We start from the raw sequence: 26,386 nt of genomic DNA on the forward strand, positions 1-26,386 counted from the left end.
TTGCCCTCATAGGATAGCCCCCACTACCGGCACAAGACCGGTCAGCCAGGGCACCCGGTATCCACCGCGCCCGGCCCAATCAACAACAACAATGGTGATTCTGATGTATTCCTGTGCCCGACTTTCCGTAGCCCCCCTCCGCATGCTCCCAGCACAGCGCCAAACGCGCTGATCCGCCCGAATCGACGTTCCTTTCGCCGCGCCACGCCTGGAGTATTGCCATGCTGACCTTCCTCGGCTTTGCCATGGTCATCACCTTCATGTACCTGATCATGACCAAGCGCCTGTCGGCCTTGATCGCGCTGATCCTGGTACCGATCCTGTTCGCCCTGTTCGGCGGTTTTTCCGCCAAGATTGGCCCGATGATGCTCGAGGGCATCAGCAAGCTCGCACCTACCGGCGTGATGCTGATGTTCGCCATCCTCTATTTCGCCCTGATGATCGACTCCGGCCTGTTCGACCCGGCCGTGCGCAAGATCCTCAAGCTGGTCAAGGGTGACCCGCTGAAAGTCTCCGTCGGCACCGCAGTACTGGCCCTGGTGGTCTCGCTCGACGGTGACGGCGCCACCACCTACATGATCTGCTGCGCCGCCATGCTGCCGATGTACAGCCGCCTGGGCATGAGCCCGCGGATCATGGCCGGCCTGATCATTCTCGCCGGCGGGGTGATGAACATGACCCCCTGGGGTGGCCCGACCGCCCGCGCCGCCAGCGCCCTGCACGTGGACCCGTCGGACATCTTCGTGCCGATGATCCCGGCCATGCTGTTCGGCGTGCTGGCGATCCTGGCCATCGCCTACATGTACGGCAAGCGCGAACGTGCCCGCCTGGGCGAGTTGCACCTGCCCACCGACGACATCGACCACAGCGAAATCACTGTTTCGCAGTACCCGGACGCGCGCCGGCCAAAACTGCTGTACTTCAACGGCGCCCTGACCGCTGCCCTGATGGTCGCGCTGATTGCCGGCGTGCTGCCGCTGCCAGTACTGTTCATGATCGCCTTCAGCATCGCCATGATCGTCAACTACCCGTGCCTGCAGCAGCAGAAAGACCGCATCGCCGCCCACGCCGGCAGCGTGCTGGCGGTCACCGGGCTGATCTTTGCCGCCGGCATCTTCACCGGCATCCTGTCGGGCACCGGTATGGTCGACGCCATGTCCAAGAGCCTGCTGTCGGTCATCCCCGAGGCGCTGGGCCCATACCTGGCGGTGATCACCGCGATCGTGAGCATGCCGTTCACCTTCTTCATGTCCAACGACGCGTTCTACTACGGCGTGCTCCCGGTGCTGGCCGAAGCTGCCAGCCACTACGGCATCAGCCCGGTGGAAATGGCCCGTGCGTCGATCGTCGGGCAGCCGGTGCACCTGCTCAGCCCCTTGGTACCCTCCACCTACCTGCTGGTGGCCCTGGCCGGCATCGAGTTCGGCGATCATCAGCGCTTCACCTTGAAGTGGGCAGTGCTGGTGTGCCTGTGCATAATGCTCGCCGCGCTGCTGATGGGCATTTTCCCGCTGTTCAGTAGTCTTTAATAAACGCGTATTTCCCTAACGCGACGCGCCCTGATCCGGGCGCGTCGCCTTTACCGTTCGAAGGAAAACACATGGAATGGCTGACCAGCCCGGAAATCTGGGTTGCCTTTTTCACCCTTACCGCGCTTGAGATCGTCCTCGGTATCGACAACATCATCATGATCTCGATTCTGGTCAGCCGCATGCCCAAGCACATGCAGCCGCGCACCCGGATCTTCGGTCTGGCCCTGGCCATGGTCACCCGTATCATGCTGCTGCTGTCGATCACCTGGGTCATGCGCCTTACCGCCGACCTGTTCGTGGTCCTGGGCCAGGGCATCTCCGGCCGAGACCTGATCCTGTTCTTTGGTGGCCTGTTCCTGCTGTGGAAAAGCTCGCAAGAGATCTACCACGGCCTGGAAGGCGAAGACGAGAACCCGGAAGAGCCGAAAGGCGCGGGTGGCAAGTTCTTCTACACCATCATCCAGATCGCCATCATCGACATCGTGTTCTCGCTGGACTCGGTGATCACTGCGGTGGGCATGGTGTCCCACGTACCGGTGATGATCGCCGCGATCATCGTCGCCGTGCTGGTGATGATGCTGTGCGCCGGCACCATCAGCGACTTCATCGACAAGCACCCGTCGCTGAAGATGCTCGCACTGTCGTTCCTGATCGTGGTCGGTACCGTGCTGATCGCCGAAGCTTTCGACGTGCATGTACCAAAGGGCTACGTCTACTTCGCCATGGCGTTCTCGCTGGCGGTGGAAGCCATCAACATCCGCATGCGCACTGCCTTGGCCCGCAAGAACGGCAAAGACCATGAACCGGTGAAACTGCGCAAGGACATTCCGGGTCAATAAGATCAGGAAGTGCAGGACACAAAGGGCCCTTCGCTGGGCCCTTTTTCATGCCCGGATTACTGAATTCTGCCATTTGCTGTACTGGCCTCTTCGCGGGCACGCCCGCTCCCACAGGGATATCACAGGCCCTGAGGGTGGTGTGGTATCTGTGGGAGCGGGCGTGCCCGCGAAGAGGCCGGCACAGGCAATCATTCATTTCCAGTGTGTTTCAAATAAATGGCAGCCATGCGAAGCTGGCGACAGCTCCGCAAAACAACTAAAGCTTTGAGTGAGCACTGAAAATTCTTCAAACGCTCACGCTTCGTCTCTTGGCCCTCTGGGCCAATGCAACAGGGGGCCGTCGCCATGCTGACCCTGCTCAACCTGCTCTCGGCCGTTACGCTTCTGGTCTGGGGCACCCACATCGTGCGTACCGGCATCCTTCGGGTATTCGGCTCGAGCCTGCGGCGCATCATCAGCCACAACATGAGCAAACGCCCGCTGGCGTTCGTCGCCGGCATTCTGGTCACGGCCATGGTGCAAAGCAGCAACGCCACCGCCATGCTCGTCACCTCGTTCGTCGGCCAGGGCCTGATGGCCATGACCCCGGCCTTGGCAATCATGCTCGGCGCCGACGTGGGTACCGCGCTGATGGCCCGGGTGCTGACCCTGGACCTGTCCTGGCTGTCGCCGCTGCTGATCTTCCTGGGTGTTATCTTCTTCCTCTCACGCAAACAGACGAGGGCCGGCCAGCTGGGCAGGGTAGGCATCGGGCTTGGCCTGATCATCCTGGCATTGGAGCTGATCGTGCAGGCAGCTACGCCGATTACCCACGCCCAAGGCGTGAAGGTGCTGTTCGCCTCGCTGACCGGTGACATCATGCTCGACGCCTTGGTCGGCGCTCTGTTCGCCATGATTTCCTATTCCAGCCTGGCGGCCGTGCTGCTCACCGCAACGCTGGCCGGTGCCGAAGTGATCAGCCTGCCGGTGGCCATCGGCCTGGTGGTGGGCGCCAACATCGGTAGCGGGCTGCTGGCCTTCATCAGCACCAGCATGCAAAACGCCGCCGGACGCCGGGTGGCTTTGGGCAGCCTGCTGTACAAGCTGATCGGTCTGCTGCTGATCATCCCCGTGTTGCACCCGCTGGTGGGCTGGATGGACTCACTGAGCTTCAGCCCACAGGAGCTGGTCATCGGCTTCCACCTGCTCTACAACACGCTGCGTTGCCTGATCATGCTGCCCACGGTCAAACCCATGGGCCGGCTGTGCAACACCCTGCTGCCCGAACGGGAAAACGGCAACGGCCAGATTCGCCCGCGCCATCTCGACACCTCGGCGCTGGAAACACCCAGCCTGGCCCTGGCCAACGCCTCCCGCGAAACCCTGCGCCTGGGCGATATCGTCGACAGCCTGCTCGAAGCCATGCTCGGTGCCCTGCGCGGTACCCAGGCCGCCTTGCCGCAGCAGGTTCGCGCCCTCGGCGAGGACGCCGAAGCCTTGTACAGTGCGATCAAGCTGTATCTGGCGCAGATGTCGCGTGAAGACCTCAGCGAACAAGACAACCGCCGCTGGGCAGAAATCATCGAACTGGCGATCAACCTCAAGCTGGCCTGCGACCTGATCGAGCGCATGCTGCGCAAGGTCCAACAGCAGAAAACCAGCCAACGCCGGGAGTTCTCCCAGGTGGGCCTGGAAGAGCTGACCGGCTTGCAGGAACAGCTGCTGGCCAACCTGCGCCTGGGCTTGTCGGTGTTCCTCAGTGCCGACCCGGAAAGCGCCCGCTTGCTGCTGCGGGAAAAACGCCGTTTTCGCGCCCAGGAACGGCGCCTTGCCCACGCCCATGTCAGCCGCTTGCAGCGCAAGGTAGTGCAAAGTATCGAGACCAGTTCGCTACACTTGGAGCTGATCGCCGACATGAAACGGTTGAACTCTTTGTTCTGTAGCAGTGCCTATGTGGTACTGGGCGGCTCGGACACGGGCGGGCTGATGCTCGACAGCGTGCCGGACGAAGCCCGTCTGCCGTGATTTCGCCTACCTGAGGACCCAAGCTCGCCCATGCGTTGCCTGATGTTCGTTTGCCTGCTGATCTGCAGCCTGCCCTCATTCGCCCTCGACCGCTCGCGGGTTGAAGGTTACCTGTTGCCCAACGGCCTGCAGGTCATCCTGAAAAACGGTTATGAACGTGACCATGTGGCGATTCGCCTGGTGGTCGGCGTCGGCCTGGATGACTTCAATTGCGAGCAGAAAGAGCTGCCGCACCTGCTCGAACACCTGCTGTTCAGCGGCATCGACGAAACCGGCGAGGGCGGCCTGGAAGAGCGCCTGCAATCGCTGGGCGGCGAGTGGAATGCCTACACCAGCAGCGCCGACACCACCTTCGTCATCGAAGCCCCGGCGCGCAATCAGCGCAAAATCCTCGACCTGCTGCTGGCGGTGATCCACGACACCCGCATCGATGCCAAGGCCCTGGCCACCGCCAAGCGCATCATCGAGCGCGAGGATGGCGGCCACTATGGCCACCTGCAGCGCTGGCTCGACCGGCAGGACATCGGCCACCCCGCCAGTGACCAGCTGGCCACCGAGCTGGGCCTGAAATGCCCGGAGCGCTCCAACCTTGACGACATGACCCTGGAGCAGGTGAACACCTTGCGTGACCGCTGGTACGCGGCTAACAACATGACCCTGATCGTGGTCGGCGGCCTCGACCGCCTGCTGCCGGCCTACCTGGAGCGCACCTTTGGCGAACTGCCCGCCACCGAGCCGGAGGAGCGCCGCACCCTGGAAAGCATTGGCCAGCAAGCTGCACAGCGCCGCGACCTGACCCGCGGCTGGCTGGGCGACAGCGTCAAGCTGCACTGGCTGTTCGTCGAGCCGGTGCTGGACAACGACCACCAGGCCACCCTCGACCTGCTGTCGCACTACCTGGACTGGGCGCTGTACGACCAGCTGCGCCTGCGCAACGGGTTGTCCTACGGCCCTTCGGCAAAACGCGAAAGCTTCGGCGACACCGGCCTGCTAAGCCTCAATGCCGACCTGGAGCGCGATGATATCGACCAGGCGGTCGAGGTGATGCAGAAATTGTTCGACCACCTGCGCAAGGAAGGCCTCGACCCGGATACCTTCGAGCGCATCAAGTACGCCAGCGTCGCCAAGGAAAGCTGGAGCACCCAGGGCAACAGTGCCTTGGCCGACTACTACTGGGGCGCGCTGAACGACTATAGCGACGGGCGTTTCGTCAACCCGGTGCGCAAGCTGCGCCAGGTCAGCCTGGCGCAGGCCAACGAGGCGCTGAAGGAACTGCTCAAGGAAGATGGCTATGTGCGTATCGAGAAACCATTGCTTGGCTATGATGAGCTCTACGGGCTGGTTGCCTTGCTGTTGGGGCTGATCCTGGCAGCGGGGCTGTTGCGCTGGCGTCGGCATGGTCCGGAAAAACCGAGCGGTGCTACACGCGAGCAGTGAAACGACGGTATCCTTTTGCCAGTACCGGCCCCTTCAAGGGTATCGCAACGCGGTCCCTGTAGGAGCGGGTTCACCCGCGAAGAGGCCGGCACAGCCACCATATCCTTTCTGTTGTAGCCCCCAATGCCCCAAATCCCCCACATCGTCCAGCGCATCATCGAACTGCTCAAACGCTACCCCGGCATCATCGCGCTCGGTGGTTTCCTCTCCGGCATCGGCAGTTTCATCTTGGTCGATCGTCAGGCTGGCCTGGCCAGCTGGGTAGCTGTGCTCATGCTGGTCAGCTGGCTCTGGCTGATGCTGGAAAACACCCTCACCGGCCTGTTCGCGCGCACCTTCAACCGCGAAATACCGCAGCCATTGCTGCGCTACGCGACGCAGATGATCCACCAGGAATCACTGTTCTTCGTACTGCCGTTCTTCTTCATCACCACCACCTGGAACAGCGGCCAACTGGTGTTCACCGGCCTGCTCGGTGCCGCTGGGCTGATTTCGATCATCGACCCGCTGTACTACAAGTGGCTGGCACCGCGGCGCTGGCTGTTCCTGGCGCTGCATACCCTGACCCTGTTCGCCGCCCTGCTGACCGCGCTGCCGATCATCCTGCACCTGACCACAGCGCAAAGCTTCAAGCTGGCCCTGATTGCAGCCATGGCCCTGTCGTTCCCCAGCCTGGCCAGCAGCTTCCCGATCAACAACTGGCGCCGCGCCGTGGCCCTGGTGCTGGTCACCCTGTCGGTCGGCGGCGGGGGCTGGCTGCTGCGTTCCTGGGTGCCGCCAGCGACCCTGTGGATGACCGAAGTGGCGGTCAGCACCGAAGTGCTGAACCGCCAGCCGGGCGATTCGCTGCACGAAATTGCCGCCAGCCGCATCCGTAGCAGCGGCCTGTACGCCTACACCGCGATCAACGCGCCACGCGGCCTGAACGAGCGGATCTACCATGTGTGGCAAAAGGACGGCCAGGAAGTCGACCGCATTGCCTTGGACATCCACGGCGGGCGCAAGGAAGGCTACCGGGCCTGGACCCACAAGCAGAACTTCCCGCCGAACCCGGTGGGCAAGTGGCAGGTGAGGGTACTGACCGAAGATGGGCAGGTCATCGGCGTGCTGCGCTTCAAGGTGGTCGATGACGCGCCGGCTGGGTAGTTATCCCTGCCTTGCGCAATCCCTGTGTAGGAGCAGCCTTGTGCTGCGAAAGGGCCGGTACAGCCAGACCATTCCAGTCGGCGCTTGCGGCCCCTTCGCAGCACAAGGCTGCTCCTACAGGTCCCTGCTGCAGATACGCACACAGCACATAATCACCAAACAGCCCATGCACGCTGCGCTATGATCAGGCCCTAAGCCTTAGCGCCGAGTCAGTAGCATGGAGCCGATGACCACCCCCAGCGCCACCCTGGACACCAGTAGCCAACCAGCCTGCCTGCGCATTACCGGTGACTGGACCCTGGCGCACTACGCCAGCCTCAAGCGTGAGAGCGAGCACCTGCGCGCCCAATACGCTGCCGATACCGTCGCCGACCTCAGCCAACTGGGCCGCCTGGATACCGCCGGTGCCTCGCTGCTGGCCGAACTGCTCGGCTCCGAGCGCCTGTCGCGCTGCACCCACGGCCTGCCCGAAGCCAGCCGCGCCCTGCTCAAGAACGTCTACTGCTCGGTGCAGGACTACTGCATCCCGGTCAAGGAGCCCGAGCGTAACGTGCTGCTGTTGCTGCTGGAACGCATCGGCTGCGCCGTCGGTACCTTGTGGCAAGACACCATGCAGGTGCTCGGCTTCGTTGGCCTCATCCTCGAAACCCTGCTGCGCCGCGCCCTGCAACCTCATCGTTGGCGCTTCACCCCGGTCGTGGCGCACATCGAACAGACCGGCCTGGACGCCGCGCCCATCGTCGCCCTGCTGACCTTCCTGGTGGGCGCGGTGGTGGCCTTCCTCGGCGCCACGGTGCTGGCAGATTTCGGCGCGACCATCTTCACCGTCGACCTGGTGGCATTCTCGTTCCTGCGCGAGTTCGCCGTGCTGCTGACCGCTATCCTCATGGCCGGCCGCACCGCCAGCGCGTTCACCGCGCAGATCGGCTCGATGAAGGCCAACGAGGAAATCGATGCCATCCGCACCCTTGGCCTGAACCCCATGGAGATGCTGGTGGTGCCGCGCGTGCTGGCGCTGTTGATTTCGCTGCCCTTGCTGACCTTCATCGCGATGATTTGTGGCATCGTCGGCGGTGCGGTGGTGTGCGCGCTGTCACTGGATATCTCGCCAGCCATGTTCCTGTCGCTGCTGCAAAGCGACATCGGCGTGCAGCACTTCCTGGTCGGCCTGGCCAAGGCACCGTTCTTCGCCTTCCTGATCGCCGCCATCGGCTGCCTGGAAGGCTTCAAGGTCAGCGGTAGCGCCGAATCGGTGGGCACACACACCACCTCGGCGGTGGTGCAGTCGATATTCGTGGTCATCGTGCTGGATGCGGTGGCCGCACTGTTCTTCATGGAGATGGGCTGGTGAGTGGCCAGGAACGCGTGATCGAGGCCCGCGGCATCTGCAACCGCTTCGGCCGCCAGAGCGTGCACGAAAACCTCGACCTCGACCTGTATCGCGGCGAGATCCTCGCCGTGGTCGGCGGGTCGGGCAGCGGCAAGTCGGTGCTGCTGCGCAGCATCGTCGGCCTGCGGCGGCCCGACGAAGGGCAGATCAAGGTGTTCGGCCAGGACCTGGCCGGCCTGCGCGAAGAGCAGCGCTCACTGGTCGAGCGGCGCTTCGGCGTGCTGTTCCAGAAGGGCGCGCTGTTCTCTTCGCTGACCGTCACCGAAAACGTGGCGTTGCCGCTGATCGAGCACGCCGGGCTGTCCCGCGCCGATGCCGAGCACCTGGCCGGAGTGAAGCTGGCCCTGGCCGGGCTGCCGATCTCGGCCGCCGACAAGTACCCGGCCTCGCTGTCGGGGGGCATGATCAAGCGCGCCGCGCTGGCCCGTGCCCTGGCACTTGACCCGGACATCCTGTTCCTCGACGAACCCACCGCTGGCCTGGACCCGATCGGCGCCGCCGCCTTCGACCAGTTGATCCTGACCCTGCGTGACGCCCTGGGCCTGTCGGTGTTCCTCATCACCCACGACCTCGACACCCTGTACACCATTACCGACCGCATCGCCGTGCTGTCGCAGAAGAAGGTCCTGGTGGCCGGCCCACTGGCCGAGGTCGAGCAGACCAACGACGCCTGGATTCAAGAATACTTTCATGGCCCACGCGGGCGCGCAGCCGAGCAGGCCGCCACCCGTGCCGGGCAGGAGCGCTGAGCAATGGAAACCCGAGCCCATCACGTTCTTATCGGCCTGGTCACCGTCCTGGTGGTGGCCGGTGCCATGCTGTTCGGCCTGTGGCTGGCCAAGTCCAGTGTCGACGACGCCTTCAAGGACTACGAAGTGGTATTCAACGAAGCCGTCTCCGGCCTGTCCCGTGGCAGCCCGGTGCAGTACAACGGCATCAAGGTAGGCGACGTGTCCACCCTGCGCCTGGACCCGAAAGACCCGCGCCGGGTACTGGCACGGGTGCGCCTGAGCGCTGACACCCCGGTGAAGGAAGACACCCAGGCCAAGCTGACCCTGGCCGGCGTGACCGGCAACTCGTTCATCCAGCTCAGCGGGGGCACCCCACAAAGCCCCGAGCTGAAAGGCAAGGACGGCAAGCTGCCGGTGATCATCGCATCGCCCTCGCCAATCTCGCGCCTGCTCAATGACAGCAGCGACCTGGTGACCAACATCAACCTGCTGCTGCACAACGCCAACCAGATGTTTTCCGAGGACAACATCGACCACCTCAGCAACACCCTGTCCAACCTCGACAAGACCACCGGCGCCTTCGCTGGCCAGCACGGCAGCATCACCCAGGCCATCGAACAACTGGTGCAGGTGGGCAAGCAGGCCAGCGCCACCCTGGCCGAAACCCAGGCACTGATGCGCAATGCCAACGGCCTGCTGGGCAGCGAAGGCAAGCAGGCAATCGGCAGCGCCGAGCAGGCCATGCAGTCACTGGCCGAGAGCACCGCCACCATCAACCGCCTGCTCGAGGACAACCGCGAAGCCATCGGCGACGGTGCCCAGGGCCTGAACCAGCTGACCCCGGCGATTCGCGAGCTGCGCGAAACCCTCAACGCACTCAAAGGCATTTCCCGGCAACTGGAGGCCGACCCTAGCGGCTACCTGCTCGGCCGCGACAACAACAAGGAGTTCCAACCATGAAACCGTCGCTGCGCCTGCTGGCCCTGGCGGCCGCACTGAGCCTGGCCAGTGCCTGCTCGATCCTGCCGCAGAGCGAGCCCGTCGACCTGTACCGTCTGCCGGTGAACCAGCCCGGCCGAACGGCGCCGGCGCTGGACTGGTCATTACGCCTGAACAAGCCGCTGGCCAGCGAAGTGTTGGCCGGGCCGCGGATTGCCGTAATTCCCCAGGGCGATGTGGTCAGCAGCTACAAAGGCGCGCGCTGGAGCGACGCAGTACCGGTGCTGCTGCGCAACCGCCTGCTCGACGGTTTCCAGCGTGACGGCCAGGTACAGCGCCTTAGCGCCGACGATAGCAACCTGCAGGCCGACTACGAGCTGGCTGGCGAGCTGCAGGCGTTCCAGACCGAATACCGCGCGGGTGGGGCGGTGGAGGTGGTGATCCGCTATGACGCACGTCTGGTTCAGGGCCGCAGCCAACGCATTCTGGCCAGCAAACGCTTCGAAATCCGCCAGCCGCTGGCCGACAAGCAGGTGTCAGCGGTGGTTGCCGGCTTCGGGAAGGCCTGCGACCAGCTGACCGGGCAGGTGGTGAGTTGGACCATTGCGCAAGCAGCCAGCGTTCCTGCTCACTGAACCCTGCCTGCTTTTTGTGGGAGCGGCCTTGTGTCGCGAAAGGGCCGCGAAGCGGCCCCGGGCATTCTTGCATGAGCGCCGAAATCCTGGGGCCGCTGTGCGGCCCTTTCGCGACGCAAGGCCGCTCCCACAACGGTCCGCGTCAGGCGAAGAACCAGTAGCAGACGAAGATCGCCGCGATCACACCGGACAACTCCGCCAGCAATGCGCAACCGACGGCATGGCGCACACGCTGGATACCCACCGCACCAAAGTAAACCGCCAGCACGTAGAAGGTGGTTTCGGTACTCCCCTGAATCGTCGCCGCTACCAGCGCCGGGAAGCTGTCCACACCGTGGGTCTGCATGGTCTCGATCAGCATCGCCCGCGCCGCACTGCCGGAGAACGGCTTGACCAGTGCCGTGGGCAGGCCTTCGACGAAGCGGGTGTCCAGGCCCAGCCAGGTCACCGCATGGCGAATGCCGTCCAAGGCCAGCTCCAGGGCGCCTGAGGCCCGCAATACACCCACCGCCACCAGCATCGCCACCAGGTAAGGCAACAGGCCCTTGGCCACATCGAAGCCTTCCTTGGCGCCTTCGACAAAGGCTTCATACACCTTCACCCGCTTCAAGGCGCCGATCACCAGGAACAGGATGATCACGCCAAACAACGTGAGGTTGCCCAGGATCGACGACAGGCTGGCCAGCGCGGCTGCCGAGAGGGTGCCGAGAAAGGCCATGAAGCCGCCCAGCAGCAATGCACCGGGGATCAGGTAGGCGAGAACTACCGGGTCCCACAGGCGCAGGCGCTGCATCACCGCCACCGACAGCAGGCCGACCAGGGTCGAGACGCTGGTGGCCAACAGGATGGGCAGGAACACCATGGTCGGGTCCGCCGCGCCTTGCTGGGCCCGGTACATGAAGATGGTCACCGGCAGCAGCGTCAGCGACGAGGCGTTGAGCACCAGGAACAGGATCTGCGCGTTGCTCGCCGTGGTGCTGCTGGGGTTCAGCTCCTGCAGTGCGCGCATGGCCTTCAGGCCGATCGGCGTGGCGGCGTTGTCCAGGCCCAGGCCGTTGGCGGCGAAGTTCATGGTGATCAGGCCCAGGGCCGGGTGGCCGGGCGGAACTTCCGGCATCAGCCGGGCAAACAGCGGGCCGAGCACCTTGGCCAGCCACTCGACGATGCCAGCCTTCTCGGCGATCTTGAGAAAGCCCAGCCACAGGGTCAGCGTGCCGAACAGCAGCACCATCACCTCGACCGACAGCTTGGCCATGGCAAAGATGCTCTCGACCATCGCCGCGAAGATGCCGGCGTTGCCGCCTACCAGCCATTGGGCCAGGGCGGACACTGCCGCCACCAGGAAAAAGCCAAGCCAAAGGCCGTTGAGCATCCGTGTGTTCCCCCTGAAAAATGCCCGAATGATAGCGTATCGGGGCGTAAGGCTGGAGACCGCAGACCTGACACAGGACACTGTGGGAGCGGGCGTGCCCGCGAAGTAGGCAACGCGGTGGATGGCACCGGCTTCGCCGGTGTTCGCGGGCAAGCCCGCTCCCACAGGGATCGCGCAGGCCTCGAGAAAAGGGTCCGCGAGCAGCCTGGAATCTCACAGGCAACAAAAAGCCCCGACAAGTCGGGGCTTTGGGTCAAACAGCAGTCAGGCTCAGCGCTTGGCAGCTTCGCCAACCATGGCCGCTTCCTGTTTGCCGGCCATCAGCGAGGCGTAGTACTTCTCGCCCTTGGCGGCGTCGTACATACCCTCCCAGCGGGCGATGACCAGGGCTGCCAGGGCGTTGCCCACAACGTTCAAGGCGGTACGGGCCATGTCCATGATGCGGTCGACACCGGCGATGAAGGCCAGGCCTTCCAGCGGGATACCCACGCTGCCCAGGGTGGCCAGCAGCACCACGAAGGAAACACCCGGTACGCCAGCGATACCCTTGGAAGTGACCATCAGGGTCAGCACCAGCAGCAGCTGCTGGCTCCAGGACAGGTCGATACCATACAGCTGGGCAATGAAGATGGCCGCGATGCTCTGGTACAGGGTCGAGCCGTCGAGGTTGAACGAGTAGCCGGTCGGTACCACGAACGAGCAGATCGACTTCGGTGCACCGTACTTCTCCATCTTCTCGATCACGCGCGGCAGCACGGTCTCCGAGCTGGAGGTGGAGTAGGCGAGGATCAGCTCATCTTTCATGATGCGCATGATCTTGATCACCGAGAAACCGAACAGGCGGGCAACCAGGCCCAGCACCATGAAGGCGAAGAAGGCGATGGCGAAGTACACCAGCAGCACCAGCTTGGCCAGCGGCAGCAGCGAGCTGAAACCGAAGTTGGCGACGGTCACGGCGATCAGGGCGAACACGCCGATAGGGGCGTAGTTCATGATCATGTGGGTGACCTTGAACATGGTCTCGGAAACCGCCTGGAAGGTACGCACCAGCGGGTCGCGCAGCTCTGCCTGCAGGCTCGACAGGCCCAGGCCGAACATCACCGAGAAGAAGATGATCGGCAGCATTTCGCCACGCATCAGCGCTGCGAAGATGTTCGACGGGATCAGGTTCAGCAGGGTTTCGATGAACGCGTGCTCATGCTGCACTTCGGCCGCGGTAGCCTGGTACTTGGAGATGTCCACGGTACCCAGGGTGCTCATGTCGATGCCGGCGCCCGGGTGGAACAGGTTGGCCAACACCAGGCCCACGACGATGGCGATGGTGGTCACCACTTCGAAGTAGATGATGGTCTTCAGGCCGATGCTGCCCAGTTTCTTCGCGTCGCCAACCCCGGCGATACCCACGATCAGCGACGAAATCACGATCGGGACGACGATCATCTTGATCAGGCGAATGAAGATGTCACCAGCGGGCTGGAGGACGTTGCTGATCCACCATGCCTTTTCTGCACTGAAATGATTCAGTAGCGCGCCGATTGCAACACCCAGGACCAGACCGATGACGATCTGCCAGGCGAGGCTCAGTTTTGCCTTCTTCATGTCTTTACCCTTTGTTCTAGTGGTCATGGGCACCCAACGGAAACGCGCGTAACAGAGCCGTTGGCTAGGTCACGAGCAGCAGATGCTTCCGTCCGGCACCTTCATGTAAGGACACCGCAGGCGAGCGACAGGGCGCTCGGGCCGGCGAAAAAGGCGGCAACTATTGCGATGGCAAAGGGGGAAATCTAATGCCGGAAGCGCATACCCCATGCCGTTTATGCATAACATTTTTGACCACAACGGGAGGTTCGCAAGTGCTTGATTTACAACGTTCGGAATCCCGAACAAGACCAAACCGCCATATTTAGGCAGATTTGGCAGGGTAAAAAGGACAGGGGCGATGGCTTGTTCGACAATCCGAATGGCCGAAATGTCACTTGAACAAGCGCCAGGCTGATCGAAAAAAAATTGATGTACGGTCGAGACAAAATGTGTCTCGAAGAGAAAATCGCGCAGGGAAGAGACGTTTCCTACATGGCTCCTCGGAAGTCAGGTCTGGTCAGATGCCCCTATGGCATCGCCGACCTGAAACTTCCGATTCCGCCTTTCCTGACCCGGCCCATTGCTGGAGGCACTCCCTGTACCCCTAGGCCACTCCGATCCTGCAACAATCAGAACAGCCCGGCCCCTTGGTCATGTGCAGCCCCTCCTCGGGGCGGCGCATCATAGAAGGCTGAAATATAGAAAGGTTCAGCTTCTATTTCGTGACAGTGCATGACCTTTCCTCCGTACCGGGTGCAAATGCTCAGTACCAGTTCGGGTCACGCTTGAGCTGCTCCTGCAGCATCGCCTTCATGCCGTCGTCCGGCTTACCCAGCCAGCGGTACTGCGCGTGACGGGTGGGCGACTTGTCGCTCGGCAAACCTTCGGGTACCTCCACGAGCATCCCGTAGGCATCGTCCTTGTCCCAGCTGAACGCCACGATCAGGCGCTTGTAGGTGCAGTTGTCCTGGCGTTCACACAATGGGCCGACCAGGTACTTGTCGCCGTCCTCGGTAACGGCAGACATCTGCTGCTGGGCACTGCCGGTCAGATTGACCACCCAATCAGGCAGACGTTCCTCGCCTTCAATCGTGTCCTGCCAGGTTTCCCGGTACTCAGGGTCCGAGCCGAGCAGCTGGTCGACCCGGACCTGGCCGTCATTGGCCGCCATCGCCGCCGCACTGCCGCCCAGTAACAGGGCGGCAGCCAGGGATGTCCAACGCTTCCTGCCCATCTTCAACCTCGTCCACGTCCAAAGAAGAAGGAGGCTACGAACAGCACCAGGAAGACAATGAACAGAATCTTCGCGATACCGGTGGCAGCGCCCGCGATACCACCGAAGCCCAGTACGGCGGCGACAATGGCGATGATGAGGAAAGTGATAGCCCAACTCAGCATGGTGGTTCTCCTTTCTTTTTTGAAATCGTTAAGGCCAGCGGTCAGAACACCCAGCGGTCCTGGGGTACGACCCTTTCCAGGGTGGCCGGTGACGCGGTGGCCTGGCCAGTTGGAAGCGGGTCGGCGGCCTTGACCAAGGTATTGGCACGGGTTGCCTGAATCTGCGTCAACAGGGCGGTCTGCGCCGCCACTTGCTCGGTCAGGCGCGCGGTCTGCCAGCTGTAATAGAAGAGGCCAGCGGCCAAGGTCAGCAACAGCGCCAGGCCGAGTGAAAGCACCTGGCTCAGGGGCAGTGCAGCGCTCTGCAAGCGGTTGACGGATTGGCGGGTCATGCCGGCTCCTCCTGCTGTAATTCTTGTTCAAACCTGAACAGGTAATTGCAGCCTGCATGCCAGCCTTACGAATCAAATAAAATTCATTTAAATCATATAGTTATGTGAATCCTGCAAAACCGGCAAGGACGTATCCTGCACGATGCCGCCCGGGCCGTCGTGCGAATTGCACGATCAGCCCTCGACCTTGGTCGCCACCTTGAGCAGGTCGGCATCCACCCCGCGCACGCCGATGATCTGCCGGGCGATTTCCACGGCAATGGTTTTCTGCTCGCTGCTGACCACCTCGCCCGATAGCCGCACCAAACCCTCCTCGCTGGCCACTTTCAGGTTCAGGCCATCGAGGTTACGGCTGAAGCGGTAGCTGTTCTGAATCTTGTCGATGATCCAGCTGTCGCTCGGTTGCGGCCCAGTCGGCGTCCCCACCGGGGTTTCCCGGGCCTTGGCCATAGCGGCGCTATCGAGGCTGACCAGGTTGTTGACCAGGTGCACACCCTCGGTGGTACGCGCCACCACGCCGGCCAGCTCCTTGGCCTCGGCACTGTCGACCTTGCCGCGCAGGGTCACCACACCTTCGCTGCTCTGTACATCTATAGGCGCCTTCTCGGTGGTGCGGCTCCATAGCAGCCGCGCACGGATCACCGCGGCCAGGGTGGCATCCTCCAGGCGCTGGGCATAGGCACGCAGCGCCAGCGGGCGCTCCACCAGCTGGGCATTGACCCGCAGCTGGTTGTCGACTTGCTCGATGCCACGGGTAGCCAGCGCCACATGCTCGGCCAACTGGCGCTCGACGTCGTTCTCCACCTCACCGGAAAGCCGCGCCTGCTTGCCGTCCACCTCGACCTGGATACGGAACGGGTCGAGCATGCGGTTCAGCGACAGGGCTGTTTGCAGGGCCCCCTCCAGGCGGGCGTCCTGCACCGGGCCGGCGAATGCCGGGGTGAACATCGGCAGCAGGGTGGTTGCCAACACGGCGATGCGAATGGAAAAGGACATGGCAGTGCCTCCTTTTGTAGAGCAAAAGCTAAAAATCCTCGCAACCAATGTGCCACCGCGGACCTCTAAGGAAATCATCGGGATATCGCGGCCTTCCAGGCGTTGATTGGCCATTGGCTAGCATGCAAAGGACAGGTTCCTTCACAATGGACCATGCAACTTGCCCGATTTTTCCCACACTAAATGAAGATCTTTCCTAAAGGAGCGCAGCACATGGAGTCAGCCCAGGACAACCAAGGCCGCATTCTGCTGGTGGATGACGAGTCCGCGATCCTGCGCACCTTCCGCTACTGCCTGGAGGACGAGGGCTATAGCGTGGCGACGGCCAACAGCGCCGCCCAGGCCGAAGCCCTGCTGCAGCGCCAGGTATTCGACCTGTGCTTCCTCGATTTGCGCCTGGGCGAGGACAACGGCCTCGATGTGCTGGCGCAGATGCGTATCCAGGCCCCCTGGATGCGGGTGGTGATCGTCACCGCACACTCGGCGATCGATACGGCGGTAGACGCGATCCAGGCCGGCGCCGCCGATTACCTGGTCAAACCGTGCAGCCCCGACCAGCTGCGCCTGGCTACCTCCAAGCAGTTGGAAGTGCGCCAGCTTTCCGCGCGCCTGGAGGCCCTGGAAGGTGAAGTACGCAAACCCAAGGACGGCCTCGACTCGCACAGCCCGGCCATGATGGCGGTACTGGAAACCGCCCGCCAGGTCGCTACCACCGACGCCAACATCCTCATCCTTGGCGAGTCGGGCACAGGTAAAGGTGAGCTGGCCCGGGCCATCCACGGCTGGAGCAAGCGCGCGCGCAAATCCTGCGTGACCATCAACTGCCCGTCACTGAACGCCGAGCTGATGGAAAGCGAGCTATTCGGTCACACCCGCGGCGCCTTCACCGGCGCCAGCGAAAGCACCCTGGGGCGAGTCAACCAGGCGGATGGGGGCACGCTGTTCCTCGACGAGATCGGCGATTTCCCACTGACCTTGCAGCCCAAACTGCTGCGCTTCATCCAGGACAAGGAATACGAGCGCGTCGGCGACCCGGTCACCCGTCGCGCCGATGTGCGGATTCTCGCCGCCACCAACCTCAACCTCGAAGAGATGGTGCGTGAAAGCCGCTTCCGCGAAGACCTACTGTATCGCCTGAACGTCATCACCCTGCACCTGCCGCCCCTGCGCGAGCGCAGTGAAGACATCCTGACCTTGGCCGACCGCTTTCTCGCCCGCTTCGTCAAGGAATACTCCCGGCCTGCCCGCGGCTTCAGTGACGAAGCCCGTACGGCTCTGCTCAACTACCGCTGGCCCGGCAACATTCGCGAATTACGCAACGTGGTGGAGCGGGCCAGCATCATCTGCCCGCAGGAACGCGTGGAAATCAGCCACCTGGGCATGGGCGAGCAGCCCGCAGGCAATGCCCCGCGGGTTGGCGCCGCGCTGAGCCTGGATGAGCTGGAACGCGCCCACATCGGTGCGGTGCTGGCCGCAAGCGACACCCTGGACCAAGCCGCCAAGACCCTGGGGATCGATGCCTCCACCCTGTACCGCAAGCGCAAGCAGTACAACTTATGAGGTGGCCGCCCATGAAGCTGCGCACGCGGCTTTTCCTCAGCATTTCGGCGCTGGTCACCGTGGCCCTGCTCGGGCTGCTGCTGGGCCTGGTCAGCGTGCTGCAGATGGCCACGGTGCAACAGCGACTGGTGCGCGATACCACCCACGCCCTGGAAATCGGGCTGAAGTTGCGCCAGAACCTTGGTGAACAGTTGACCCTGATCCTCGATGACGAGACCGCCCCGGAAAACCTGCGGCTGCTGCAGGACAACTTCCAGGCCCTGCTGAACCAAGGGCTGGACCAAGGTGGCGAGCGCACCGGCTTCAGCAAGGCCAGCAGCAATTACCAGGCTTTTCTCCAGGCCTACCGCGACAGCCCGGCGCCTTCGCGCAGCATGGGGGTTGAACAACCACTGGGGGCCGCGTTCAACCAGGTCCGCACCGACCTGATCGATTCCCACAAGCAGGCCTTGGAGCACATCACCCGCAGCGAGGAGCACACCCGCGACCACGCCTTGCTGGTCAGCGGCGTACTTGGCCTGATGGGCTTGGTGGTGCTGGTGCTGGGCTTCATCACCGCGCACAACATTGCCCGGCGCTTCGGCCAGCCGATCGAAGCCTTGGCCATAGCGGCCGACCAACTCGGCAAGGGTAATTTCGACGTAACCCTGCCGGTCACCCAGGCCACCGAACTTAACCAACTGACCCGCCGCTTCGGCCTGATGGCCGATGCCTTGCGCAAGCACCAGGCCACCAACGTCGATGAACTGCTGGCCGGCCAGCAACGCTTGCAGGCGGTACTGGACAGCATTGACGATGGCCTGCTGATCATCGACCGCCAAGGCCGGCTGGAGCACCTCAACCCGGTGGCGCAGCGCCAGCTGGGCTGGACCGATAGCCGCGTGGGCAGCAGCCTGGCCGAAGCCCTGCAACGCCCGGAGCTGGAACAGCAGCTACGCCAGGTACTGCGCGGCGGCAACCTCGACCGCCAGCCGGACGACCTGAACATGGAGGTCGATGACGAAACGCGCCTGCTCGCCTACAGCCTGACTCCGGTCAGCCACCCGCAAGGGCCGATCCTGGGCGCGGTGATGGTGCTGCACGATGTAACCGAGCAGCGAGCCTTCGAACGCGTGCGCAGCGAATTCGTGCTGCGTGCTTCCCACGAGCTGCGCACCCCGGTGACCGGCATGCACATGGCCTTCGGCCTGTTGCGCGAGCGGCTCAAGTTTCCACCCGAGGCTCGCGAACATGACCTGCTGGAAACCATCGGCGAGGAAATGCAGCGCCTGACCCAGTTGATCAACGATCTGCTCAACTTCAGCCGCTACCAGAGCGGGATGCAGAAGCTCGAGCTGGCTCCCTGCGCCATCGACGAATTGCTAGAGCGTGCACAACAGCGCTTTGCCGAGCCGGCGGTAAACAAGCAGATCGAGCTGATCACGGAGCTGGAGCCGCCGCTGCCGCGTATCCAGGCCGACGTCTCCCAACTCGACCGGGTGCTGGACAACCTGTTGCACAACGCCATCCGCCATACCGCCAGCGGCGGGCGTATCCGCTTGCATGCACGACGGCATGCGGAGCGGGTGATCATCAGTGTCGAGGACAACGGAGAGGGCATTGCCTATGGGCAACAGGGGCGCATCTTCGAGCCCTTCGTGCAGGTAGGGCGCAAGAAAGGCGGCGCGGGGCTGGGGCTGGCATTGTGCAAAGAAATCGTGCAGTTGCACGGCGGGCGCATGGGCGTGTTTTCCCGACCGGGGCAGGGGACCCAGTTCTACATGGCACTGCCGGTCTGAGGCCTGTGACTGCCCTCTGTAGGAGCGGCCTTGTGTCGCGATAGGGCCGCAAAGCGGCCCCAGGATTTCAGCACCAGTGCACAAATTGCTGGGGCTGCTCCGCAGCCCTATCGCGACACAAGGCCGCTCCTACAGAGATCTCGCAGTCCAGCAGCAATCACTCAATGCTCAACCCGCCGCGGCAGCCGTCCGCGGGTCACCAGTTCGGCAAACTGCCGGGCATTCAGTGGCCGGGCAAACAGCCAGCCCTGGCCATAATTGACCCCTTCGCTGTTCAGCAGCACCGCCTGGTCTTCACACTCGATGCCTTCGGCAATCACCCGCAGGTGCAGGTCGTGGGCCATGCGGATGATATGCGGGGCAACACCGCTGCTGGCGGCGTCATGCCCCAGGGCATCGATAAAGGCCTTGTCGATCTTCAGGCAGTCCACCGGCAGGGTCTGCAGGTAGGCCAGGCTGCAATAACCCGTACCAAAATCGTCGATCAGCACCTGATGCCCTACCGCGCGCAACGCCTGCAGGTTGTCGCGCGCCACCACCACGTCGATCAGGCCGCGCTCGGTCACTTCGAAGGCAATCTGGCTGGCCGCCACCCGGTGCAAGGCGAGCAAACGCGCCGCCACCCGGCCAATGCGCGGCACCATCACATCGCAGGCTGCCAGGTTCACCGAAATGTACAAGTTGGGGTGCGAGCGCAGCAGTTGCCCTAACTGTTCCAGCACACGCTGCAGGACAAAGTCGGTGATCTGGCGAATCTGCCCGGTGTTTTCCGCCAGCGGGATGAACAGGTCCGGGCTGGTCAGGGTGCCGTCCGGGCGACGCCAGCGCACCAGGGCCTCGGCCCCGACACAGCGCCGGCTGTCGAGTTCGAAGATCGGCTGGTAGAGCACCTGCAGTTCGCCGCGGCGCAAGGCATTCTGCAACTCCGAGCTCATCGACCGCCGCTGCAGGATCAGTTGCAGCACCAGCCAGCCGATACAACAGGCCGCCAGCACACTGCCGGGGAACAGCAGCCAGAGCATGCCGTTCATCCTCAACGGCAGGCTCGCCCGCGGGGCAATCAGCACCAGCTGGTAGTCCGGTGACTTGGTCGGCATGCGGTAGATCAGGCGGTCGCTGAGCTCGAGCAGCGACTTGTGGCTGGTCGACCAGGCCGAGGGTGGCGGCCATACCTGTGGTGGGCCCAGCACAGGGATGGCCCGGGTACCGTTGTCCAGCACCACCACAAGGCTGCCGCCCGGGGGCAGGTCGACCACATCGGTCAGGTGCCCACGAGAGGTGGATACCACGAACTTGCCCCTCCCCAGCATCAACGCGGCCAGGTTTTCGTTCGGCTCGGTCGTTGTGTTCAGCCAGTAGCTGTAGGTCGGTCCCTGGATGTCGGGGACCCGCAAGGGTTCGAACGCCCGCTCATCACCGCGGTTCGAACAGGCGATATCCCCATCCACGTATGCCGCTTCATAAATGAAGCGTGAACTCAGGCCTACCTGCTGCAACGCCGTCAGCATCGCCGGGCTGCAGCCGCGCAAGGGCTGCGCCTGCAGCAGGTCGACCCCTTCGCGCAACTGGCCGAACACCTGCTCGAGGCGCTCGAGAAAGCGCTCGCCCTGGGCATTCATCTGTGCGCTCTCGCTTTGCTTCATCTGTTGCAGGGCAATGCCGATGCTGGCTGAAAGCAACAGTGCCGCGCTGGCCAGTGCTGCCAATGTGGCCAGCATCCAGGGACGGTAAAAAATTTGGCGCATCAAGGCGATGAAGGCTGACATCGAGGGCATCCAGTTGATAACTAAGGTATAGCAACTGAATCAGGAATCACCTCGCCGTTTGGCGTTTCGTTCGCTTGTTGGGAGATCGCCATCTCCCAAGGCTGCGCTGTCGCGCAGAGAACTCGATTTGCAGGCGCTACACGGACTCTGTGGGAGCGGGCGCGCCCGCTCTCATAGAACTGCACATAACTCATTGAGTTAGCAGGGACCCTGTGGGAGCGGCTTTAGCCGCGAACACCGGCGCAGCCGGTGCCATGCACCGCGTTGGATTCTTCGCGGCTAAAGCCGCTCCCACAGGGTACGAGGATCGCTTGCGAATTCAGTTATCTGTGCGACAGCGCAGCCCAAAGGGCTGGGCAATCTCCCACAGAGCCTCGCTGGCGGCTCAACGCATCCGGTTGAGCACCTGCAGCATCGCCGCCGTCTGCGCATCCGGCATGCCATCGAAGCGCTGCGGGCGGAAACGCATCTGGAACGCGGCGATCACATGGCGGGTGGCAACATCCAGTACCCCGGTCTGCTCGATCGCATAGCCAAACCGCGCCAGCTCCTGCTGATACCAGCCAACGCTCGGCGGGTTGACGCTGAAATAGGCTTGCTGCCGTGCCACGGCATTTGCATCCGGCCAGACACCCAATCCGGCATCGGCCAGGCGCTTCCACGGGAACAGCGGCCCCGGGTCAAGCTTGCGCAGCGGCGCGATATCGCTGTGGCCAATGATGTGCCGTGGCTCGATGTTGTTGCGTTTGACGATGTCCTTGAGCAGCGCGATCAGCGACTGGACCTGCGCTTCGCTGTAAGGGTGCCAGACCCGGCCATTAGGCGTGTCGGTGAAGCCCGGGTTGACAATTTCGATACCGATGGACGAGGAGTTCAGCCAGGTCCGCCCCTGCCACTGGCTATCACCGGCATGCCAGGCGCGGCGGTTTTCATCCACCAGCTGATACACCGTCGCCGGGCCGTCGCCAATCAGGTAGTGGCTGCTGACTTCGCCATGGGTCAGCAACGCCAGGGAACGCTCCAGCGAAGCATTGGTGTAATGCAAGACCACGAACTGGATGCGGTTGTCCTGGTTGACCGAAGGGTGGCTACGGTCGATGCGCAGGCCTGTCGAGCAACCGGCGACAGACAATAGCAGGAAGGAAATAAGGGTTTTTTTAAGCGTGGAAAGCACGTCAGTAGCCTCAGCGTATGAGCGCTACAGTATAACGTGCTCCCCAAGGGCCGTGCTTGCCGCGAGTCAGCGGCTGCCGGCTATGCCTGCTCGACGCGGTTGCGCCCCGACTCCTTGGCCCGGTACAGCGCCGCATCGGCGCGCTTGAGTACCTGGTCGCCGCGCTCGCCGGAACGGAATGCACCCAGGCCGATGGACGTGGTGATCACCACCCGTTCGCCCTTGAAGTGGAACGGGCACGCCTCGACCGTGGCCCGTAGCACCTCGGCTATCTGGGCAGCGGCGGCCGGCGAGGTCTGCGGCAGCAACAGGACAAACTCCTCGCCGCCGAAGCGGGCGATGAAGTCACCGCTGCGCAGGCGCTTGCGCAACTGGTCGGCGACAATCTTCAGTACCTTGTCCCCGGCCAGGTGCCCATAGCTGTCGTTGATACGCTTGAAATGGTCCAGGTCGAGGATCGCCATCGCCAGATGGCCGCCGTGTGCCTGCCATTCGAGCATTTCGCGCTCGACCCGCTCGCTCCAGGCCGCACGGTTGGGCAAACCGGTGAGGGGGTCGAGCAAGGCCTTCTGGCGCTGCTCTTCCAGGTGCTCGCGGTAGCCGAGCGCCTCGTGCTCCATGTTCGCCACCCGCTCCGACAGCCCTTGCAGGCGCCCAGCCAGCTCCTGCTCGCGGCGATCACGCTCATGCTTGTGCTCGTCCATGGTCACCAACAGGCCTTCCAGGCGGTTTTCCAGGATGTGCTTGAGGCTGTCGACGTCGGCGGCACCTTGCACACTGCTCTGCAGCCCGTCGACATGCTCACGCAGCTGGGTATCCAGCTCGCGGGCAGCCGAGCTGTTGTCGGCGTGACCGGCGCTGGCCTCGTGCAGGTGGCTCTGGAAACCCTCCAGGCGTTCGTTGAGCTGCTGCAGGTAGGTTTCGAATTCGTGCTGGCCGCTGTCGGTGATCGCCAGCATGAGCACAGCCAGGTCATCCAGCACCGGGATCAGCTCATACCAATTCAAGCCGCGGGCGACCCGTTCACGCATCTCGAGCGCCTGGGCCTTGTGTCGCTCCGGCAGGCTGAGGTCATCGAGCAGGCCGATCAGGGTGTGCTCGATGTGCTCGGCAACCTGGCTGTAGGGCGGCTCCACCGCGTAGGGCAGGGCATAGGGGCCGTCTTCGCCGAAGGTTTCTTCGAGTGTTTGCGCCGGTCCTGCTTCAGCCGGAGGCTAGCTGGCGACAGTTTCCGGTGCCGACACATCGTCCGGTAGCGGCTGCGGCAGCGGGGCTGGTGACAGTTCGGCCGTTTCGATCAGCGCCGGGCCAGGTGTCTCCAGCGCGGGCTCTGGCACTACGGGCGCCTCGACAACAGATGCTGAAGAGGCTGGCAGCGGCTGCAGCGCATCCACATCGTCGGGCTGCGGAGCACCGACATTGGCCGGTGCCGCCAAGGGCTGCGCCCCGGCAACCGGCAGCGCCAGCGGCACAAGCGCTGGCTCGCCTTGCGCATTATCCTCGCGGCTGCCGAACAAGCGCTGCAAGAAGCCGGGGCGGGCATCCTCCGCCGACTTGCCCAGGGCTGACAGCGCGCGGCCCTGCAAGCCGCTCAACTCGCCCAGCAACGGTGGCAGGTCGCGTGACTGGGCCACGCCACCGTCGAGCTTCTTCGCCAGCTTTTTCAACGGCCGCGACACATCGTTCGGCAATGGCAGGTCTTGCAGTTGGTCGACCAGCGCGGTCAGCGCATCGCTAACCTGATTCATGCGAGCTTCCCGGCGCTGTTCGGAGTCCAGCACCGCCTTCTCAAGACGCGGAATCAGCCCGGCAAGGCCAGCGTCCATGTTGTCGCTGCGGATGACCTCGCGCATTTCTTTCATGCACTGGTCCACCACCTTGTCACTGCCTTCGGCAGCCAGGGTGCTGCGTACCAGGCCGCGACGCAGCAGGTCGAGACGGGCGTCCCAACGGCGCTCGAGCTTTTCCTGCTGCTCGATGCTTTTCAGGTATTTTTCTTTCCAGCGCTCAGCGTCTTCAGTCATGCCCAGGTCCGCAAACGGTGATGGCAATTAGCTCAGGACCGGCAGCGTATCCACAGTCAATGCATCAGGCAATCGAATCTCGACAGCAACGGGAAGGTGGTCGGAAATTGGCTGCGCCAGCACCTCGACACGCTCCAGCGTGAGGCTTGGGCTGAGCAGGATGTGGTCCAGGCAACGCTGTGGACGCCAGCTGGGGAAGGTGGCCTCGACTTGTGGGGCAATCAGGCCCAGGTCGCGCAACGGTGAGTGCTCCAGCAGGTCGGTGGCATGGGTATTCATGTCGCCCATCAGCACCTGGTGGCGGTAACCGCCAATCAGCTCGCGGATGTAACCCAGTTGCAGGGCGCGGGTCTTGGCGCCGAGGGCCAGGTGCATCATCACCACGATCAGCGCATCTTCGCCCTCGCCAAAGCGCACCAGGATCGCACCACGCCCAGCCGGGCCGGGCAATGGGTGATCCTCGAGCAGTTGTGGCTTCAGGCGGCTGAGCACGCCATTGCTGTGCTGGGCAAAACGCCCAAGGTTGCGGTTGAGTTGCTGGTACCAGTAGGGGAAGGCACCCAGGTGGGCAAGGTGCTCGACCTGGTTGACATAGCCCGAGCGCAGGCTACCGCCATCGGCCTCCTGCAAGGCCACCAGGTCGAAGTCGCCCAGCAGTTGGCCAATCTTCTGCAGGTTGCCGGCACGCCCGTTGTGCGGCAGCAGGTGCTGCCAGCTGCGGGTCACGTAATGCCGGTAGCGCTCGGTGCTGATGCCCACCTGAATGTTGAAACTGAGCAGCCGCAGACGACCATCCTCGGGCAGGCCAGGGGCCTGCAGGTGATGCTCGTTGACCTGCGGCTGGTGCAGGCCAATGCCACGCGCGGTTCTGAAGCGGCGCATGGGTTACGCCGCTTACTTAGCGGCGCGCTCCTTGGCGATCAGCTGGTCGGCAACGTTCAGTACGCCTTCCGGCCCGCCGGCAGTACCCAGGTCGAAGCGGTACTTGCCGTTGACCACCATGCTCGGTACGCCGGTGATCTCGTACTTTTTCGCCAGTTCCTTGGCCTGGTTGACCTGGCCCTTGATGGCGAACGAATTGAAGGTGGCGAGGAACTTGTCCTTGTCCACGCCCTGGGTGGCGAGGAAGTCGGCCATGTCCTGCGGGTCGGTCAGGCGCTTTTTCTGGTTCTGGATGGCATCGAACACCGCGGCGTGTACCTTCTGCTCGACGCCCATGGCTTCGAGGGTCAGGAACATCTGGCCGTGGGCGTCCCATGGGCCACCGAACATGGCTGGTACGCGCTTGAAGTTGACGTCCTTGGGCAGCTTTTCAACCCACGGGTTGATGGTCGGCTCGAAGTGGTAGCAGTGTGGGCAGCCGTACCAGAACAGCTCGACCACTTCGATCTTGCCAGGCACGGAAACCGGAACAGGGTTGCTCAGCTCGAGGTATTCCTTGCCGGCGACAGGCTCGGCGGCCTGGACGGCAGTCATACCGAATACGCTGGCAGCGACCAGCGCGGCGCTGAGAATCAGTTTACGCATGCTTTACTCCTGGGCAGTCATTGGTCGCCACGACGCGACCTGCACTGAGACAGGCCGGGAAGGGGCCGAGTTCTGTAGTGTAACGGCTGCGGACGGAAAAAAGGGCGGTCCGGCCGCCCTTTCATCATTGGCCTACAACATTAACTGAAAGTTAATGCGCCGCCTGCGATGGCCCTATCGCCGGCAAGCCGGCTCCCACCTCGAGCGCATCGACCTCAAGCCATT

20 protein-coding genes and 2 pseudogenes are annotated in these 26,386 nt (G+C 63.3%); 11 read left to right on the top strand and 11 right to left on the bottom strand.

The annotated features are described in order from the left end of the window. The first annotated feature begins 221 nt into the window (after nucleotides 1-221). The 9 genes from ACGLHT_RS00070 to ACGLHT_RS00110 all read left to right on the top strand — a co-directional run bounded on the left by ACGLHT_RS00070 (nucleotide 222) and on the right by ACGLHT_RS00110 (nucleotide 10,653). A complete protein-coding gene (locus ACGLHT_RS00070; RefSeq protein ID WP_015268498.1) occupies nucleotides 222-1,529 on the top strand; it encodes a CitMHS family transporter in 1,308 nt (435 codons plus the stop codon). Between the two features lie 71 nt (nucleotides 1,530-1,600). After that, complete coding sequence (locus tag ACGLHT_RS00075) at nucleotides 1,601-2,371, top strand: TerC family protein (protein ID WP_137162727.1); 771 nt, start codon at nucleotides 1,601-1,603, stop codon at nucleotides 2,369-2,371. 345 nt (nucleotides 2,372-2,716) lie between these two features. After that, nucleotides 2,717-4,375 carry a Na/Pi cotransporter family protein gene (locus tag ACGLHT_RS00080; RefSeq protein ID WP_274079001.1) on the top strand — a complete coding sequence of 553 codons (1,659 nt, stop codon included), beginning with the start codon at nucleotides 2,717-2,719 and terminating at the stop codon, nucleotides 4,373-4,375. 30 nt (nucleotides 4,376-4,405) lie between these two features. After that, nucleotides 4,406-5,812 carry a pitrilysin family protein gene (locus ACGLHT_RS00085; RefSeq protein WP_274079000.1) on the top strand — a complete coding sequence of 469 codons (1,407 nt, stop codon included), beginning with the start codon at nucleotides 4,406-4,408 and terminating at the stop codon, nucleotides 5,810-5,812. A 123-nt stretch (nucleotides 5,813-5,935) separates the two neighbouring features. Next, nucleotides 5,936-6,958, top strand: coding sequence for a DUF5924 family protein (locus ACGLHT_RS00090; RefSeq protein ID WP_015268494.1), 1,023 nt, complete (start codon nucleotides 5,936-5,938; stop codon nucleotides 6,956-6,958). Nucleotides 6,959-7,175: 217 nt separating this feature from the next. Further along, nucleotides 7,176-8,309: an ABC transporter permease gene (locus ACGLHT_RS00095; protein ID WP_137162723.1), complete on the top strand. Its 1,134-nt coding sequence runs from the start codon at nucleotides 7,176-7,178 to the stop codon at nucleotides 8,307-8,309. Continuing rightward, complete coding sequence (locus ACGLHT_RS00100) at nucleotides 8,306-9,097, top strand: ABC transporter ATP-binding protein (RefSeq protein WP_015268492.1); 792 nt, start codon at nucleotides 8,306-8,308, stop codon at nucleotides 9,095-9,097. The genes ACGLHT_RS00095 and ACGLHT_RS00100 overlap by 4 nt, the downstream gene beginning before the upstream one ends. Nucleotides 9,098-9,100: 3 nt before the next feature. After that, nucleotides 9,101-10,039 (top strand): MlaD family protein, encoded by a 939-nt coding sequence (locus tag ACGLHT_RS00105; RefSeq protein WP_025337238.1) that lies wholly within the window; start codon nucleotides 9,101-9,103, stop codon nucleotides 10,037-10,039. Next, complete coding sequence (locus ACGLHT_RS00110; RefSeq protein WP_137162722.1) at nucleotides 10,036-10,653, top strand: ABC-type transport auxiliary lipoprotein family protein; 618 nt, start codon at nucleotides 10,036-10,038, stop codon at nucleotides 10,651-10,653. Before ACGLHT_RS00105 ends, ACGLHT_RS00110 begins: the two co-directional genes overlap by 4 nt. Nucleotides 10,654-10,795: 142 nt before the next feature. Here the strand turns inward: ACGLHT_RS00110 and ACGLHT_RS00115 are convergent, their stop codons facing one another. The 6 genes from ACGLHT_RS00115 to ACGLHT_RS00140 form a co-directional block, all read right to left on the bottom strand. Then, on the bottom strand, nucleotides 10,796-12,025 hold the full coding sequence (locus ACGLHT_RS00115; protein WP_085619011.1) for a nucleoside recognition domain-containing protein: 1,230 nt from the start codon (nucleotides 12,023-12,025) through the stop codon (nucleotides 10,796-10,798). Between the two features lie 270 nt (nucleotides 12,026-12,295). Beyond that, complete coding sequence (gltP, locus tag ACGLHT_RS00120) at nucleotides 12,296-13,624, bottom strand: glutamate/aspartate:proton symporter GltP (protein WP_025337235.1); 1,329 nt, start codon at nucleotides 13,622-13,624, stop codon at nucleotides 12,296-12,298. Nucleotides 13,625-14,369: 745 nt separating this feature from the next. Then, nucleotides 14,370-14,840, bottom strand: a complete 471-nt coding sequence (locus ACGLHT_RS00125) for an inhibitor of vertebrate lysozyme family protein (protein WP_025337234.1) — start codon at nucleotides 14,838-14,840, stop codon at nucleotides 14,370-14,372. A gap of 2 nt (nucleotides 14,841-14,842) precedes the next feature. Next, complete coding sequence (locus ACGLHT_RS00130) at nucleotides 14,843-15,004, bottom strand: DUF1328 domain-containing protein (protein WP_003252966.1); 162 nt, start codon at nucleotides 15,002-15,004, stop codon at nucleotides 14,843-14,845. Between the two features lie 41 nt (nucleotides 15,005-15,045). Continuing rightward, nucleotides 15,046-15,336, bottom strand: a complete 291-nt coding sequence (locus ACGLHT_RS00135; RefSeq protein ID WP_025337233.1) for a hypothetical protein — start codon at nucleotides 15,334-15,336, stop codon at nucleotides 15,046-15,048. A 174-nt stretch (nucleotides 15,337-15,510) separates the two neighbouring features. After that, entirely contained in the window at nucleotides 15,511-16,332 is an 822-nt protein-coding gene (locus tag ACGLHT_RS00140) for a BON domain-containing protein (protein WP_137162721.1), read from the bottom strand. Between the two features lie 213 nt (nucleotides 16,333-16,545). On the opposite strand from ACGLHT_RS00140, the gene algB reads away from it, so the two are divergent. Further along, nucleotides 16,546-17,892 carry a sigma-54-dependent response regulator transcription factor AlgB gene (gene algB, locus ACGLHT_RS00145; protein ID WP_025337231.1) on the top strand — a complete coding sequence of 449 codons (1,347 nt, stop codon included), beginning with the start codon at nucleotides 16,546-16,548 and terminating at the stop codon, nucleotides 17,890-17,892. Further along, nucleotides 17,889-19,670, top strand: a complete 1,782-nt coding sequence (locus ACGLHT_RS00150; protein ID WP_137162720.1) for a KinB sensor domain-containing domain — start codon at nucleotides 17,889-17,891, stop codon at nucleotides 19,668-19,670. The genes algB and ACGLHT_RS00150 overlap by 4 nt, the downstream gene beginning before the upstream one ends. A 161-nt stretch (nucleotides 19,671-19,831) precedes the next feature. Here ACGLHT_RS00150 and ACGLHT_RS00155 read toward each other — a convergent pair whose 3' ends face one another. The 5 genes and pseudogenes from ACGLHT_RS00155 to dsbA all read right to left on the bottom strand — a co-directional run bounded on the left by ACGLHT_RS00155 (nucleotide 19,832) and on the right by dsbA (nucleotide 26,161). Further along, complete coding sequence (locus ACGLHT_RS00155; protein WP_084785317.1) at nucleotides 19,832-21,436, bottom strand: EAL domain-containing protein; 1,605 nt, start codon at nucleotides 21,434-21,436, stop codon at nucleotides 19,832-19,834. 385 nt (nucleotides 21,437-21,821) lie between these two features. Next, entirely contained in the window at nucleotides 21,822-22,610 is a 789-nt protein-coding gene (locus ACGLHT_RS00160) for an N-acetylmuramoyl-L-alanine amidase (protein WP_025337228.1), read from the bottom strand. A gap of 80 nt (nucleotides 22,611-22,690) precedes the next feature. After that, nucleotides 22,691-24,634: pseudogene (locus tag ACGLHT_RS00165) on the bottom strand (diguanylate cyclase). Between the two features lie 27 nt (nucleotides 24,635-24,661). After that, nucleotides 24,662-25,494: pseudogene (locus tag ACGLHT_RS00170) on the bottom strand (endonuclease/exonuclease/phosphatase family protein). A 34-nt stretch (nucleotides 25,495-25,528) separates the two neighbouring features. Beyond that, entirely contained in the window at nucleotides 25,529-26,161 is a 633-nt protein-coding gene (gene dsbA / locus ACGLHT_RS00175; protein ID WP_025337225.1) for a thiol:disulfide interchange protein DsbA, read from the bottom strand. Nucleotides 26,162-26,386 lie beyond the last annotated feature (225 nt).

This window comes from Pseudomonas sp. PsB (assembly GCF_043658375.1).
Classification (GTDB): Bacteria; Pseudomonadota; Gammaproteobacteria; order Pseudomonadales; family Pseudomonadaceae; genus Aquipseudomonas; species Aquipseudomonas putida_Z.

What these genes read in the sequence shown, in the direction of transcription:
- dsbA (WP_025337225.1), bottom strand. Translation starts at nt 26,161, where the DNA reads ATGCGTAAACTGATTCTCAGCGCCGCGCTGGTCGCTGCCAGCGTATTC.
- ACGLHT_RS00095 (WP_137162723.1), top strand. Translation starts at nt 7,176, where the DNA reads ATGGAGCCGATGACCACCCCCAGCGCCACCCTGGACACCAGTAGCCAA.
- ACGLHT_RS00150 (WP_137162720.1), top strand. Translation starts at nt 17,889, where the DNA reads ATGAGGTGGCCGCCCATGAAGCTGCGCACGCGGCTTTTCCTCAGCATT.
- ACGLHT_RS00075 (WP_137162727.1), top strand. Translation starts at nt 1,601, where the DNA reads ATGGAATGGCTGACCAGCCCGGAAATCTGGGTTGCCTTTTTCACCCTT.
- ACGLHT_RS00125 (WP_025337234.1), bottom strand. Translation starts at nt 14,840, where the DNA reads ATGGGCAGGAAGCGTTGGACATCCCTGGCTGCCGCCCTGTTACTGGGC.
- ACGLHT_RS00140 (WP_137162721.1), bottom strand. Translation starts at nt 16,332, where the DNA reads ATGTCCTTTTCCATTCGCATCGCCGTGTTGGCAACCACCCTGCTGCCG.
- ACGLHT_RS00135 (WP_025337233.1), bottom strand. Translation starts at nt 15,336, where the DNA reads ATGACCCGCCAATCCGTCAACCGCTTGCAGAGCGCTGCACTGCCCCTG.
- ACGLHT_RS00080 (WP_274079001.1), top strand. Translation starts at nt 2,717, where the DNA reads ATGCTGACCCTGCTCAACCTGCTCTCGGCCGTTACGCTTCTGGTCTGG.
- ACGLHT_RS00155 (WP_084785317.1), bottom strand. Translation starts at nt 21,436, where the DNA reads ATGTCAGCCTTCATCGCCTTGATGCGCCAAATTTTTTACCGTCCCTGG.
- ACGLHT_RS00085 (WP_274079000.1), top strand. Translation starts at nt 4,406, where the DNA reads ATGCGTTGCCTGATGTTCGTTTGCCTGCTGATCTGCAGCCTGCCCTCA.
- ACGLHT_RS00070 (WP_015268498.1), top strand. Translation starts at nt 222, where the DNA reads ATGCTGACCTTCCTCGGCTTTGCCATGGTCATCACCTTCATGTACCTG.
- gltP (WP_025337235.1), bottom strand. Translation starts at nt 13,624, where the DNA reads ATGAAGAAGGCAAAACTGAGCCTCGCCTGGCAGATCGTCATCGGTCTG.
- ACGLHT_RS00115 (WP_085619011.1), bottom strand. Translation starts at nt 12,025, where the DNA reads ATGCTCAACGGCCTTTGGCTTGGCTTTTTCCTGGTGGCGGCAGTGTCC.
- algB (WP_025337231.1), top strand. Translation starts at nt 16,546, where the DNA reads ATGGAGTCAGCCCAGGACAACCAAGGCCGCATTCTGCTGGTGGATGAC.
- ACGLHT_RS00110 (WP_137162722.1), top strand. Translation starts at nt 10,036, where the DNA reads ATGAAACCGTCGCTGCGCCTGCTGGCCCTGGCGGCCGCACTGAGCCTG.
- ACGLHT_RS00130 (WP_003252966.1), bottom strand. Translation starts at nt 15,004, where the DNA reads ATGCTGAGTTGGGCTATCACTTTCCTCATCATCGCCATTGTCGCCGCC.
- ACGLHT_RS00105 (WP_025337238.1), top strand. Translation starts at nt 9,101, where the DNA reads ATGGAAACCCGAGCCCATCACGTTCTTATCGGCCTGGTCACCGTCCTG.
- ACGLHT_RS00090 (WP_015268494.1), top strand. Translation starts at nt 5,936, where the DNA reads ATGCCCCAAATCCCCCACATCGTCCAGCGCATCATCGAACTGCTCAAA.